This is a genomic window from Pseudidiomarina fusca, assembly GCF_032227045.1.
Taxonomy (GTDB): domain Bacteria; phylum Pseudomonadota; class Gammaproteobacteria; order Enterobacterales; family Alteromonadaceae; genus Pseudidiomarina; species Pseudidiomarina fusca.
Window position 1 is genome coordinate 151500 of the sequence record NZ_JANFPJ010000006.1, and the last position, 14588, is coordinate 166087.

Below are 14588 nucleotides of genomic sequence, written 5' to 3' on the forward strand. Positions count from 1 at the left end.
CACAGGAACCTAGCAGGCATGCCCACTGCGATTAGCATTGCGATTTTAACGTTAAGCCTCTTCTTCACCGCTTTTGTGTCGACCACGGCGCGGGCGGATACTGCTGATTTTGATATCGAGCGCATTTTTTCTGCTCCTAGCCTAACCACCACTGCCCCGCAGCGTATTCAAATCTCCCCCTCTGGTGAGTGGGTCAGTTATTTGGCTGGCTCTGCTGATGCTCCGAACGTTTACGATTTGTGGTTGTACCAAGTACGCGAAAATAAACATCAACGCTTAGTTCAAGCAGCTGATCTCACTGCCAGTGATATTACTCTCTCTGCTGAAGAGCAGGCGCGCCGTGAACGCATGCGCATCAGCGCCAGCGGTATTGTTGATTATCAATGGTCGCCAGATAGCCAGTCACTGCTCTTTCCTTTGCAGGGACAGTTGTATTTATACGACATCGCCAGCGGTCACACGCAGCAGCTCACCAATGCGGATTACTTTGCTACAGATGTGCGCTTTTCTCCGCTTGGCAATTACATCAGCTTCGTTCATGATTATAACCTCTGGTTAATTGATCTCGCCCAACAGCGCACGTTACAGTTAACTGAAAGAAGCAGTGCCACTGAGCAATTTGCAACGGCTGAGTTTGTCGCCCAAGAAGAAATGAAACGCATGACGGGCTATTGGTGGAGCCCCGATGAGCGCCATATTGCCTTAACTCGGGTCGATTTGAGCCAAGTGCCGATTCAAACTCGAGTGGATATTCATGCCAACCAAAGCACTTTGGTACAACAACCCTACCCTGCGGCAGGACAAACCAATGCGTTGGTTGATTTAGGGGTATTAAGTTTACCCACCGAGCTGTCGCAAGAGTCTGCCGAGCAACTCTCGCAGCAAGTCTCGCAGCCACTCTCGCAGCAACTCAAGCCACAATGGTTTAACTTGCCGAAACGCCATGGCAGCGGCTACTTAGCCCGAGTTAACTGGGTGCCCGACAGCAAACGGCTGAGCTATCAGTGGCAGAACCGCCTGCAGCAACAACTGAATCTTTATGTGCAGGACATTAACACAACAGGTGCGCCCCAACTGGTGCTGCAAGAAACCAGCGCACAATGGGTGAATCTGCATGATGATTTGCACTTTATGGAAGATGCTCGTCACTTGGTTTGGGCCTCTGAACGTAGTGGCTTCAAACATCTTTACTTGTACCGTTTGGATGGCAGTTTGATTCGACAACTCACCAGTGGCGATTGGAATGTCGATGAAGTAAGTCATGTGGATGAAATCACTGGGGTGGTTTATTTTACTGGCCGCAAACAAACCCCTCTAGAGCGCCATCTCTACCGCGCCAGCTTGAACACCAATACTCCTAGTCAACCGAGTCAGCTCAGTCAGCGCCGCGGCATGCATCAAGTGGTGTTTGCCGGCAACGGACGCAGCTATATCAGCTATTTTTCCAGTGCCAAGCAACCACCTCAAGTAAGTTTACATGGCCCCACCGGTGAGCGCATCGTCTGGCTGCACGAGAATAAAATCAATGCCGAACAACCCTTGGCACCCTATATCGAGCAATGGAGCTACCCAGAATTTGGCGAACTCACTGCCGCCGATGGCCAGACCCTCTATTACCGCGTACACAAACCACCCATGATGGCCGATAACCGTCGTTATCCGGCCGTCGTTATGGTTTACGGTGGCCCGCGTGCTCAGCGGGTAACCAACAGCTGGGGTGACTATTTTACCCAATACTTAGCGCGCCAAGGCTTTGTGGTCTTTGCCTTAGACAATCGCGGTAGTGGCAACCGTGGCCGCCAGTTCGAAACCGGCATTTATCGACAGTTAGCACAACTTGAAGTTGCCGATCAACAGTTGGGAGCGCAATGGCTTGCACAACAAAGCTATGTGGACAGCGAGCGCATTGGCGTATTTGGCCACAGTTACGGCGGCTATATGGCGTTGCACCTTATTTTACGGGCCCAGCAACAATTTGCGGCCGCTGTAGCCGGTGCTCCGGTCACCGACTGGGCGCTTTATGACACTCATTATACCGAGCGCTACATGGGCACCCCGCAAGATAATCCAGATGGTTACCGGGCGGCAAATGTGATGACCTATGCGAAGCAGTTACAACGCCCCCTGCTTATTTATCACGGCATGGCGGACGACAACGTACTGTACAGCCATACGGCATTGCTCACCTGGCAGTTACAACAACAGATGCTGCCCTTTGAGATGATGGCATACCCCGGTAAGGCACACGGTTTAAGTGGCCGCGAGACCAGTATTCATCGCTACCAAATGATCGCAGACTTTTTTGCCAGACACTTACAATAAGTTATACTAAGTAACCGTACAGGTTGTACTCTAAGTATCACTGACAGTTCCACAAAGGAGTGGGTGTTCATGCGTTTTTTATCTCGTCGTTTGGTTATGCCTAATGATTTGAATTTTGCCGGCTCGTTATTCGGTGGTCGTATTCTCGAATGGATTGACGAAGAAGCTTATATCTATGCGGCCTGCCAGCTAGATGCCAAAAGCTTAGTAACGAAACACATTGGCGCCATCAGCTTTGAAACCTCTGCGTATCAGGGCGATGTGGTTGAATTTGGGTTAGGTGTCAAAAAGGTGGGTAAAACCTCTGTGACCGTCACCTGTGTGGTGCGTAATAAGCAAACCAAACAGAATATTTGCGTGGCCGATGACATTGTATTTGTTCACATCGACCCAACCAGCCGCACGCCACAGCCCCACGGCAAAACGAAAGCACAGTTGGATGCGATCGAGATCGAAACTCCAATCATGTAAGGTTGGCGCTTCCATTCACTAACGCTATAACTGACAAAAAAGCCGCTGACAGTACCACTGTAGCGGCTTTTTATTGTTGTAGCGCAATCCAAACTTATTGATATAGGGTACGAATCCAGCGCTCTTCGTTAATAAAGCTCCATGACCAAGCCTGCCATTGCTCGCTTAGGCCATGCTCGATCACTTGCTCAACACTCATGCCTTGCTGCTTCAACGTAAGTACTTCTTCGCGCGTCGCCTCAATCATGTGCACTAGGCGTAACCAATCTGCTCGATTAGATAAAGGCCCATGGCCCGGGATGATCTGAGTTTGTGTATCTAGCTCGGCAATCACCGCCCGCACATTATCAATAAAGCCTTGCACGTTGCCGCCCGCGTTTAAATCGATAAACGGAAAGCGATCAACAAAGAACAAATCACCGGCGTGAATGACATTTGCTTGCGGAAACCATACCACCACATCGCCATCAGTATGACCGTTTGGATAATGCTGCAGCCGCACGCTCTGGCTACCAGCTTTCACTTCTAAGCCATCGCTAAAGGTCACTTTAGGTAGGCCATCACGGTCAAATTTATCGTTTGCCGCTAATCGTGTTTTGACATTCTCATGAGCCACAACCATCACCCCGTTGCGAGCGAACGGAGCATTACCATCAGTATGGTCACCATGAAAATGGGTATTTACTAAAGTTTTAATCGGTTGCTCGGTCACGGCCGCAATCGCCGCAGTGATCTTGTCTGCTAACCCTTGGTACTGGGCATCGATCATGACTACGCCATCATCACCCACATAAACGCCGATGTTGCCGCCCATACCCGTGAGCATATACACATTGCCTGCAACTTGCGTGGCTTTAACCTCAACCTCAGCAAGGTTAGCCTGTGCCCACGCTGGTGCTGCAACAAGCAAGACCAATGCGGCCCACGCCGTCTGTTTTAACTGAACCAGTTTAAATCCACGCATGTTACTGTCCTCAAAGTTAGCTATTAACGGTGCAAGTAACAACCAGCAAAACTAGCCACTGGCGTCGCCGTAGGCTTACCATGTTGCCAATCGCCGCCTTCTACCCCACTCCCAGCAATATCGACATGCACATAAGGGAGCGGTTTGTTGCTGTCACTACCGTGTTTATCTAAACCCGCGGCAATGGTTAAAAATGCCATCGGGAATTGGTGCCCACGTGCGGTGGTTGCTGACGGGCCATTGTTACTTGATAAAATGTCATCGGCCTTAGTCCGCGGTGCGACAAATTTAAAATCTTCGCGCCGAGACCAAGAAATTTCACTCGGGTCACCGTATACTTCGCCGGCTTCCCATAAATTATCCGTGATAGCATCTACGCGCGCTGGACCATTCGGGATCAATGCCGTGTAAGGCCCCTTCGCTAAGGCTGCATGACCAGTTAAGGTCGCCACACTAAAGAGTTGTGGATTGGTATATTGATGCGCTTCACTGCGCAGATGAGACAACAAATCAGCGAGTAACAAGCGGCCCTCAGCATCAGTATTACCAATGCGCACTCGTACCCCACTGTGACCGGTGATGATTTCATCAGCAACAAAAGCTTCCGCGCCAATGCTGTTGCGCACCACGCCTAACTCAGCTACCACACTCACGGTGTCTGGTCGCATCAAGGCGACGGTTTTCATAAACCCAGCCACACCTGCAGCGCCACCTTTATCACGGCTCATGCCTGCCATATGGCCACCGGTTTTGACATCCGCACCACCGGTGTCATAAACGATACCCTTACCAGCCATCAGCAAGGTTTGCTCTGGCTGTGGTGCTTTGTATTCAAGCCGAACCACGCACGGTAAATGGCGCTCCACCCCAAGTGAAGCTCGGGCTACGGCCATTAACAACGGGTATTCATGTTGCAATTGTTGCACGTCATCAATCACAGTTACCCGCACCGGACTGTGGGCAAAAGCCTGCTGACAGTACTCGGCAAACTTCGGCGGTGCCATCCGCTCAGGCTCGGTTCCACACAGGTCACGGGCAACTCGCTTGCCCGCCTCTACGGCTTCTAACCAACTGGCATCTAGAGCACCGACAATACCAATGCTGCTGACGGTTTCTAACTCAGCCTCACCGAGTGCTTCACGCGCCTCTAACGGCTCATACAAAGCCTGGCAAGCACCCCAGTAGGCTACCGCTTCAGCTTGCCCATAACGCGCTTGCTGAGGCACCCCAAACACCACTAATAAAGGTTTGCTGCTACCCGCTTGCTGGGCAATACGCGCCCCAGTACCTGCAGCTTCGGCAATCACGCGCACGTCATCGTAATCCCGCTCCAACGACCCGGTCGGTGCCAAAATTAAGCGTCCACCCGGCACCTCAGCAGCGACTAACAAGGCTTGCTTGCCAACCCGTTTGTCCAATTGCGCCGCTTGTTCAATAAAGTCGGCAAAGTCTTCTGGTAAGTCTTGCGCAAAATCGCCCACCACAATCACTGCGTCAAAATCGCCGGTCATCGCCGCATGATAATTATCTAACACTTGCGCTGTAGGAAATCCCATAAGGTACCTCGTTGTCTGTAAGTGAGTTAACCGCGACGCCAGCGGGTGCCGGTGGCGGTATCTTCTAATTCAATCTGCATGGCTGCCAACTTGTCGCGGGCGGCATCGGCTCTGGCCCAATCTTTAGCGGCCCGGGCCGCGTTACGCTCGGCAATCAAAGCTTCAATTTCCGCCACGTCGGCATCAGCACCTTGCAAGAAGGCAGCTGGGGTTTGTGTCAATAAGCCCAACAACTGGCCCAGTTGTCGTAGTTGTGCGGCATAGGCTCCCGCCGCTGCGCTGTCGCCAGCAGTGAGCGCACGGTTTACTTCGCGCGCTAATTCAAATAATACGGCTAAGGCTTCTGGGGCATTAAAGTCATCGTCCATCGCTGCATAAAAGCGATCATGCAAGTCTGCCGCAGCAGGCTCTGAAGCAGCTACTTCTGGCGCATCACGTAAAGCTGTATACAGACGTTCTAAACTGGCCCGCGCCTGCTCCAAGTTGTCTTTAGAATAGTTCAATTGCGAGCGATAATGGCTCGATAACAAGAAATATCGTACCGTCTCGGCGTCAAACTGCGCCAACACATCGCGAATGGTAAAAAAGTTACCCAGCGATTTCGACATTTTTACTTCATCTACTTGCACCATACCACTATGCATCCAGTAATTCACATAAGGACTATGGTTGGCACAGCAGCTTTGCGCTACTTCGTTTTCATGATGTGGGAAAATCAAATCAGAACCGCCGCCATGAATATCAAAGTGCTCGCCTAAATGGCGTTTATTCATGGCTGAGCATTCAATATGCCAGCCCGGACGCCCAGCCCCCCAAGGCGACTGCCAGCTTGGCTCATTCGCTTTCGCTTGTTTCCACAACACAAAATCTAAAGGATCTTGTTTATTATCGGCGATATCTACCCGCGCGCCAGCCTGCAGCTGTTCTAAGTTTTGCCGGCTCAGTTGACCGTAGTCTTTGAAGGTACTGACATCAAACAGCACATCACCATCGTTAGCTACGTAGGCATGACCGTCAGCGATTAAACGCTCAATCATCACAATGATATCTTGCATGTGGCCGGTCACCGTCGGCTCAATATCTGGGCGCAACAAGTTCAGTGCATCAAAGTCATCATGCATGGCTTGCGTGTAACGCTCGGTAACATCCGCAATTGCTTCGCTATTTTCTTGCGCGCGGCGGATGATTTTATCATCCACATCGGTGATATTGCGCACGTAAGTCACCTCAAAGCCGCGGGCTCGTAGGTATCTGACAATCACATCAAAGGCAACATAGGTGCGCGCGTGGCCAATGTGACAGTAGTCATAAATAGTTACACCGCACACGTACAGCTTTACCTTACCTGGAGTAATGGGCTTAAACTCCTCTTTTTGGCGGGTTAAGGTATTAAAAACTTTCAACATGTACGGCTGCTCCTGTATAAGGCCAAATAAATTTAAAAATGCTAGCTTGATATCATAACGCAAGGTGCAGCCTTGCCACAAACAATGCTAAACTGCGCGGGTTAATTTTTCCGAAAAGCAGCGACCATTTTTGCTGTTTTGTTTATTTATTTAGTTTGGAGTAGCTCATGTCTGCCAATCCACAGGTAACCCTGCACACCAACCACGGTGATATCACCCTCACCTTGTTTGCTGATAAAGCCCCTAAAACTGTTGCAAACTTCCTCACTTACGTGCGTGAAGACTTCTACAACAACACCTTGTTTCATCGTGTTATCAAAGGTTTTATGATTCAAGGCGGTGGTTTTAACCTAGAAATGGTACAAAAGCCTACCCATGACGCCGTTGCCAACGAAGCTAACAATGGCGTTAAAAATAACAAAGGCACCATCGCCATGGCGCGTACTCAAGATCCACATTCAGCCACCGCTCAGTTTTTTATTAACGTTGCTGATAATGACTTCTTGAACTTCCGCAATGAAAGCATGGGTGGTTGGGGTTACTGTGTGTTTGGTGAAGTTGTCGCCGGCATGGATGTGGTTCATGCGATTGAACAAGTTCGTACCTCGCACGCTGGTTTTCATCAAGATGTGCCGGTTGACGACGTGGTGATTCAAAGCGTGTCTATCGCTGAGTAAGTTCGATTACTGATGGCAGCCACCACCTGGTTTATTGCTGATCTTCATTTGAGTCCAGCGCGGCCCGATATTACCGCGCTGTTTCTGCAGTTCTTGCGCCAGCAAGCGCCCAACGCAGATGCCCTCTATATTTTGGGTGACTTATTTGATGCTTGGATAGGCGATGACGATAACAGTGATTTCGCTCAGAGCATTCAAGCGGCATTGGCTGAACTAACCCAGCAGGGGGTTGCCGTTTATTTTATTGCCGGCAATCGCGATTTTCTCATCGGCCCAAGCTTTGCCACACGCACTGGCGTTACTTTGTTGCCAGAGGCAAGCGTGATTGATTTGTATGGCTGTCGAACCTTAATCATGCATGGCGATAGCCTCTGTACCGACGATGTTAGCTATCAACGGTTCCGGCGGATCATTCGTCACCCTTGGCTCACCAAGCTGTTACTGCGATTGCCGTTGGCTTGGCGCATGCGGATTGCCAACAAATTGCGCGCTAATAGCGCCACCCAAAAGCCTCTCACCGATGCCCAACTTAGGATCATGGACGTCAACCAGCACGCCGTGGTCGAGGCGATGCAGCAGCACCAAGTGCAATGGTTGATTCATGGGCATACCCATCGCCCCAATATCCATCAGGTAACACTAGCCAACCAAGCCCTCGCGCAACGCATTGTGCTTGGTGATTGGTATCAACAAGGCAGTTGGTTAGCAGTGACCGCACAAGGGTTACAGTTGCACACAGCGCCATTGCGCTAACTGGCGGCCGGTATCCCGCTATGAAATTTAAAATCTTCGTCGGCGGTTAAAATCAATTCAGCCTCGCGTTCGCCAAAGAATTGCACACGTGCACTGATGTCTTGCCCAGCAATGGCAGCAGCCAAGCTTAGATAATCTTGATAATGCCGAGCTTCTGAACGCAATAGCGAGATATAGAAATCACCAATATCAGCTGGCAAATAGGGCGCTATGCAAGCAAAGCGTTCACACGAGCGTGCCTCAATGTAGGCCCCACAAATCAGCTTGTCTATTAACGCCTCTGGCTCGTAAGTACGCACATGCCGCAGCAATCCGCGAGCATAACGGCTCGAGCCAATGGTATCGTAGGCTACCTGATGCCGCTCCATCACTTCTAACACCTGATAAAAATGATGCAGTTCTTCTTTAATCAGCAACACCATCTTATCAATCAATTCTTGTCCATAAGCTGAGCGGGCCGCCGGTATCATCGATTTTTTCAAAGGCCGATTAGCTAAACTGCGCCAATCGCCTTGCTTACGATAAGTAAAATCCTCATACGGCTTCAACCATTGCAGCAACGCCTCACCGCTGGCTTCATCAACAGCATAACGGCGAATTAAAAACATCGCTGATTGCGCTGCCTTCAGCTCACACACAAGATGGTCTAGCAACAGCACTGGCAATTGCTCAGGGCGCTTGGCCTGAGCTAGCCAAGCAGCCGGCGTGGCACAGTGTAAAAAACCACGAATGGGTTGTAATAATTCGTCCAAACAAAGACCTCGTTTTATTTCACTACTTTTTTTAGGGTTAAATCATGCAATTTCCTTGACTATGCCGAAAAACCGACCAATATTTAAGTCAAGGCGCATAAAAAAGCGTCAATGGCAATTATAAAACCACAGAATTACAACAGAAGTTGAGGTATATCATGATTTTAAATCATATTTGGGGACTATACGCACATCCGGTTGATGAATGGAAAACCATCGACCAACGGCACGAAAGCATCACTTTTTCACTCACGCACATTCTTTTAATTGCACTTATCCCTTGTGCCGCTGCCTATTACGCATCTGCGCATCTGGGCTGGAGCATCGGCGCCCGAGAGCTGACCTATCTCACCCAAAGTAGCGCTGTCACCATGGCCGTAGCCATGTATGCAGGCATTATTGCTGCGGTGTTTGCGTTAGCTTATTTGGTGCACTGGATGGCAAAAACCTTTGGTGCTGAGCCCACCTTCACGCAATCTCTTGAGCTTGCTGCCTACACGGCAACTCCGGCTATTATGTCTGGGGTGGCTGCATTGTATCCAGAATTGTGGTTCGTCACCATGGCCTTTTTAGCGGGTATCGCCTATTCAGTGTATCTGCTGTATTCAGGGGTACCTATTTTAATGCACATCCCTGAAGAGCGTGGCTTTATCTATGCCAGCTCAGTAGTCACTGCCGGATTGATTCTCTTGGTTATTTTGATGGTAACTTCGGCCATCGTATGGACCAATGGTTTTGGCCCGCAGTACATGTAATCCCCTGTAGTAAATGTTGAAAGTAAGCTTGATATTGAAGTAACTGGCGCGGATTTATTTACTGGTTATTGACTAGAACCAGATAAGTACCGCGCCTTTTTTCCCGGTTTTAATCGCGTAATATCCACCCACACCAAGCCATCCACAGCATCCGCAAAGTCAGCATCCACATTAAATCCAATAAACCTTACCCCACCCGGTTCGCAAAGGTCCGCATATTGTTTGTACAAGGTTGGGATAGCGACGCCCTGGTGCGCCAAATGATGCTTTAAATGGGTGAAATCTTGCAAATAATCCCCGCTGGGCGGCGGCAGCGGACGTTCAAGGGCTTGATAAGGAGTGCGCGGCACCGCTAAGCCATCAGGGTCCGGAAATTGTTCGGTAAAAAACTGCACCATGGCATCTTGGGCTAGCTTGGGCAAACTGGCGCTCATGGTCACTGGCCCAAACAAATAGCGATATTCAGGATGACGTCGCAACAAAGCGCCAATCCCTTGCCATAAATAATCCAAACTACGTTTGCCCCAATAACGCGGCTGTACGAAGCTACGGCCTAGCTCTAAGCCTTGCTCCAACAACGGCAATAATTGCGGCTGATACTCAAATAAGGTCTGGCTATAGAGCCCTGCCACCCCATGCTGAGCTAGAATCGCCTTGGTATCACCTAACCGATAAGCTCCTGCAATTTCAAGATCCTGTGGGTCCCATAGAATCAAATGCAAATACCAAGTATCAAAATTATCCAAATCACGACGCTTACCTGTGCCCTCATCTACCGCTCTAAAGGCGACCTCGCGCAGGCGTCCAAGCTCACGCATGATCGGCGAGTTACCCTGATAGCGATACAAGTAAATGGATTTACCATCGGCAGTTTCACCAAGGCATTCGCAATCTTGTAGGGCTTGTTGTAAGCGTTCGCGCGCTTCGCTACGAGCGATCGGACGCTGACTTTTCAGTAAGCCGGGTCGGTCCTGACCCAGCCGATACAGGTGCTTACGAAACAGCTTAGCTCGCATCGGTAAACTGAGTTGATCACCGGTAAAGGAGCTTAACGGGATCAACTCACCGATACGAAAATTAATATGACCAGAGCGCTGCCGTACCATCTCTTGCACCAGTAACAAGGTAGCAAGTGGCTTATACAACATAGAGGCGCCATAAAACCAAGGCGAATTATGCGCACCAATAAAAACCGGTAGTATCGGCGCCTGACAGCGCAGCGCCAGTTTCAAAAAGCCAGTTTGCCAATGGCCGTCACGCACTCCTTGCGGGCGTAAACGCGACACTTCACCGGCCGGAAACACAATCAAAGCACCTTCATCTTGTAGGTGCTGATAGACTTTTTTTAGCCGCTCACGCTCGCCAGCGCTGCCATTGCTGCCTGACCTAAACACCCGCACCGGAAACATCAGCTCTTGCAGTGGTCCGATCGCCCCGAGCATATCGTTGGCCAGAATTTTCACATCGCCACGCTGGGCGCTCACTAACTTTAATAACGCCAAACCATCCAGTGAGCCAATCGGATGATTCGCAACGATAACAACCCGGCCATCGCTAGGAATATGATCGAGCTCGTTATCTCTAGCGGTATAAGTAAAGTTAAAAAAGTCTAATACTTGCTCAACAAATTCAAGTCCTTGTACCACCGGATAGCGGCGCTCAAACTCTTGTATGTGTTGTTCGCAGAGTAATCCGCGTAAGCACCAAAGCAGCGGTCGTTGCAGCAACTGGTGCTGATACACCGCGGGCAATGTCGTTGCAGCTACTTGTTCTACCTGAATCATAAGCGTCTCACTTTTGGCAGGGCCGAAACCTAGGTGATAGGTGCAGCTTTAGAGCCTTAAGGTAGCTGGTTAACGTGACGGTACTATGTCAGCAACATGTCAGCAACATGTCAGCGACATGGCAAACACATGTCAGCCTCATGACAACAATATGTCACCAACATGTCCTTACCAGCTCAGCAGCAACAAGGTTAGCGGGGCCATTTGCACCAAAACGGTACAGCTGTGCGATAAATTCTGCTAGGCTAACGGCACTTAATTGCGCACAATAGCGCAACTTTTATCTCGATTGACATGCAGGATTCCTCCTATGAGTGAGAACAACAAGAAGCTGAGTCTTACCAGCCGCATCGTGATTGGCATGTTTGCCGGTATTATTGTCGGCATTTTGCTAAAGGCACTGTTCCCAGACAGCACCCTGGTCGAAGGTTATTTATCAAAAGGATTGTTCTTTGTGGTGGGGCAAATCTTTATCAGCTCGCTACAGATGCTGGTCGTGCCTTTGGTGTTTGTCTCGTTAGTGGTAGGCACTTGCTCACTCAGTGATCCGAGCAAATTGGGACGTTTAGGCGGCAAAGCTGTCGGTCTTTATTTAATCACCACCGCCATAGCCATCACCTTAGCCATTTCGTTGGCTGTGTTAGTGCAGCCGGGCACCGGCATTGAGCTAGACACCAATGCGACCTACGAGCCGAAAGCGGCTCCGTCGCTGGCTCAAGTCATTATTGATCTCTTCCCAACCAACCCCTTTAATGCGTTCGCTAACGGCAACATGTTGCAAATCATTGTCTTTGCCTTGCTGTTTGGTATTGCCATGGCGTTGGTAGGCAAGCCGGGGGAACGGGTTAAAACCTTATTCGAAGACTTTAACGAAATCATCATGAAGTTGGTCATTATTCTGATGAACATAGCTCCGTACGGGGTGTTTGCGCTGATGGCCAAACTGTTCGCAGAAACCTCGTTTGAGACCATCTTCAGCTTAGCTAAATATTTCTTATTGGTGCTAGCAGTACTCTTTATCCACATGCTGATCACCTATCCGATTATTCTGAAAGGATTAGCTGGCATGAGCCCGCTAACTTTCTTGAAGAAAATGCGTGAGGTGCAGATTTTTGGCTTCAGTACCGCCAGCTCTAACGCGACCATGCCAGTAACCCTTGAAACTGTAACTAAACGCCTTGGCGTACACAACAGTGTCGGCTCGTTCACGGTACCTCTTGGTGCGACCATTAACATGGATGGCACCGCCATCATGCAAGGGGTAGCCACTGTCTTTATTGCGCAGGTTTATTTAGTTGACCTAAGCATGGCTGATTACCTGATGGTAGTACTCACCGCAACCTTAGCCTCGGTCGGAACCGCTGGCGTGCCCGGCGTAGGGATGATCATGCTGGCCATGGTGTTGGGCCAAGTAGGCTTACCGGTAGAAGGGATTGGCTTGATTATTGGCGTCGACCGGCTCCTCGATATGACTCGTACCGCGGTCAACGTAACTGGTGATGCTATGGTATCAGTGATAGTGGCCAAAAGCGAAGGGGCCTTGGATGAAGATGTGTTTAACGATGCCAAGGCCGACATCGACGAGCGTAATCTGTCCTGATAGCAAACGCCGGTTGCAGCTGAGCTGGTTCAGCTGCATCACTCAAACTTGCCAGCGCACAAGCTGCTAGTCAGACGTGCTGCGCTGGTTCTTTAAACCGCTGCGTTCATCTAATTTCACGCCAAATAAAACCCGTCAGTTTAGCGACATCAACCACTGCATCAGATTCACCACGTAAACTCTGCTCCATCACCTGTTCCACAATCGGCCATAGTAATTTTGCGATGTAAGTATCCGCGGTATCATCGGCACTTAGCTCAGGCAAACGCAAACTTGCAATCCGCACGCTTAATAGGGGCTGCCCTTGATCAAATAGGTTCACCACCACATTTTCAAGCTGGGCCTGCTGCACGCTCCATACCAGCGCCGTTGATGCTCTTTGTAAGCGCTGTTGCTGCTTGGCGGCGGTCAAGAGCGCATGCAGATTAGACTGGCCTTTACCATAATAAGCGATGGTTAGCTGGGCATCAGCAACAATCACTTCGTCTACCTGTAGATGGTTGCGTTGTTGCGTCAGCCAATCGCCACGGACCAACAAACGACCGGCACGCAGAACTTGGTTAAGACCCGCATCCAACTCGTTAACACGGCTGGATAAACTAATCTCCCGAGCGCTGATTTCACCCAACAGAGTGTTGAGATCTAACTCGGCATAGCTAAAATCTGCATCAAAGTGAGTATCAGCGCGCTGTTGTAGCTCTTGCGCCAAGCGTTCTGACCAAGTTTGCTCAGCCGCTAAGGCGCCGCCACCAGTTAGCCCAACACCTAATCCAGTACTTACTAGCGCCACTGTAAGCCAGCGCGCCATTGTTGCTCGTACTATTGTTACTCCTACCATTCCCTACTCCTTTTGCATCTTAGCGCCCTAGTGAGCTTATAAGACGCCCTAATGCACGCTTGTGCGGCACGTTAGTGGCTCTTTTGCAGCACTTCTGCAGCACTTCTGAGACACTAGCGGCGCTGATGTCGCTCTCGGTTAAGTTGCTTTTGCTCAGCATTCTTGCGCAGCATAATATAAACAGCGCCGGTACCGCCATGATGACGTTGCGCACTATGAAACGCCATCACTGGCTCAAGTTCGCGTAGCCATTTATTCACATAGCTTTTGATCAGCGCCGGATGCGGCTTACTGTGCTTGCCTTGTCCATGAATAATCAGCCCAGAGCGCACGCCACTGCGATGACAGTCTTGCACAAACTCAAACAATGCTTGGCGCGCCTGCTTCAGAGTATGCTCGTGTAAATTTAAACTCGCCTCAATCGGGTACTGCCCTAAGCGCAATCTTTTATACACGCCGTGCTGCACACCGTTGCGCTGAAAGCTAATGAGATCAAGGGGCTCCACCAGTTCAACATATTCCGTTGAGAGAAAATTAATATCTTCTTCCAGCTGCGCTTCGGCCGCTTTACGCCGCTCTAATTGCGCCAACGTAGGCGTAAACGCAGTTTTCACGTCCGCTACATCAGCACCCGCTAACGGGGTGACACCTGTCATTTCACGGCGAAACAGCTCAAATTCATCGCGGTCTTTCATGGTCACCTCTTTTGC

13 protein-coding genes are annotated in these 14588 nt (G+C 50.0%); 6 read left to right on the plus strand and 7 right to left on the minus strand.

Annotation, left to right across the window (positions count from 1 at the left end; genetic code table 11):
* The first annotated feature begins 18 nt into the window (after positions 1-18).
* Both NOG12_RS04080 and NOG12_RS04085 read left to right on the plus strand, forming a co-directional pair.
* Positions 19-2322 carry a S9 family peptidase gene (locus NOG12_RS04080; RefSeq protein WP_313932470.1) on the plus strand — a complete coding sequence of 768 codons (2304 nt, stop codon included), beginning with the start codon at positions 19-21 and terminating at the stop codon, positions 2320-2322.
* 69 nt (positions 2323-2391) lie between these two features.
* Positions 2392-2793, plus strand: a complete 402-nt coding sequence (locus NOG12_RS04085) for an acyl-CoA thioesterase (protein WP_313932471.1) — start codon at positions 2392-2394, stop codon at positions 2791-2793.
* Positions 2794-2887: 94 nt separating this feature from the next.
* On the opposite strand, the gene NOG12_RS04090 is transcribed toward NOG12_RS04085, so the two are convergent.
* From NOG12_RS04090 to cysS, 3 genes are read right to left on the minus strand one after another with little or no spacing between them, the layout of a single operon-like run.
* The gene (locus tag NOG12_RS04090; RefSeq protein WP_313932472.1) at positions 2888-3757 is read right to left on the minus strand and encodes an MBL fold metallo-hydrolase; all 870 of its coding nucleotides are present in this window, start codon (positions 3755-3757) and stop codon (positions 2888-2890) included.
* Positions 3758-3780: 23 nt separating this feature from the next.
* Positions 3781-5313 (minus strand): M17 family metallopeptidase, encoded by a 1533-nt coding sequence (locus NOG12_RS04095; RefSeq protein WP_153825833.1) that lies wholly within the window; start codon positions 5311-5313, stop codon positions 3781-3783.
* A 26-nt stretch (positions 5314-5339) separates the two neighbouring features.
* A complete protein-coding gene (gene cysS / locus NOG12_RS04100; protein ID WP_313932473.1) occupies positions 5340-6719 on the minus strand; it encodes a cysteine--tRNA ligase in 1380 nt (459 codons plus the stop codon).
* 167 nt (positions 6720-6886) lie between these two features.
* On the opposite strand from cysS, the gene NOG12_RS04105 reads away from it, so the two are divergent.
* Positions 6887-7396 carry a peptidylprolyl isomerase gene (locus NOG12_RS04105; RefSeq protein ID WP_110074867.1) on the plus strand — a complete coding sequence of 170 codons (510 nt, stop codon included), beginning with the start codon at positions 6887-6889 and terminating at the stop codon, positions 7394-7396.
* Between the two features lie 12 nt (positions 7397-7408).
* The gene (gene lpxH / locus NOG12_RS04110) at positions 7409-8149 is read left to right on the plus strand and encodes a UDP-2,3-diacylglucosamine diphosphatase (protein WP_313932474.1); all 741 of its coding nucleotides are present in this window, start codon (positions 7409-7411) and stop codon (positions 8147-8149) included.
* On the opposite strand, the gene miaE is transcribed toward lpxH, so the two are convergent.
* Positions 8146-8901 carry a tRNA isopentenyl-2-thiomethyl-A-37 hydroxylase MiaE gene (miaE, locus tag NOG12_RS04115; RefSeq protein ID WP_313932475.1) on the minus strand — a complete coding sequence of 252 codons (756 nt, stop codon included), beginning with the start codon at positions 8899-8901 and terminating at the stop codon, positions 8146-8148. The genes lpxH and miaE overlap by 4 nt on opposite strands.
* 158 nt (positions 8902-9059) lie before the next feature.
* On the opposite strand from miaE, the gene NOG12_RS04120 reads away from it, so the two are divergent.
* Positions 9060-9656: a Yip1 family protein gene (locus NOG12_RS04120; protein WP_153825838.1), complete on the plus strand. Its 597-nt coding sequence runs from the start codon at positions 9060-9062 to the stop codon at positions 9654-9656.
* 65 nt (positions 9657-9721) lie between these two features.
* On the opposite strand, the gene olsF is transcribed toward NOG12_RS04120, so the two are convergent.
* The gene (gene olsF / locus NOG12_RS04125) at positions 9722-11440 is read right to left on the minus strand and encodes a bifunctional ornithine lipid synthase OlsF (protein WP_313932476.1); all 1719 of its coding nucleotides are present in this window, start codon (positions 11438-11440) and stop codon (positions 9722-9724) included.
* A gap of 310 nt (positions 11441-11750) precedes the next feature.
* Between olsF and NOG12_RS04130 the strand changes: the two genes are divergently transcribed.
* Complete coding sequence (locus NOG12_RS04130; RefSeq protein ID WP_110074872.1) at positions 11751-13040, plus strand: dicarboxylate/amino acid:cation symporter; 1290 nt, start codon at positions 11751-11753, stop codon at positions 13038-13040.
* Positions 13041-13146: 106 nt separating this feature from the next.
* On the opposite strand, the gene NOG12_RS04135 is transcribed toward NOG12_RS04130, so the two are convergent.
* Together NOG12_RS04135 and smrA are read right to left on the minus strand one after the other, a co-directional pair.
* Positions 13147-13878 (minus strand): hypothetical protein, encoded by a 732-nt coding sequence (locus NOG12_RS04135; protein ID WP_153825840.1) that lies wholly within the window; start codon positions 13876-13878, stop codon positions 13147-13149.
* 113 nt (positions 13879-13991) lie between these two features.
* The gene (smrA, locus tag NOG12_RS04140) at positions 13992-14573 is read right to left on the minus strand and encodes a DNA endonuclease SmrA (protein ID WP_181394874.1); all 582 of its coding nucleotides are present in this window, start codon (positions 14571-14573) and stop codon (positions 13992-13994) included.
* Between the last annotated feature and the right edge of the window lie 15 nt (positions 14574-14588).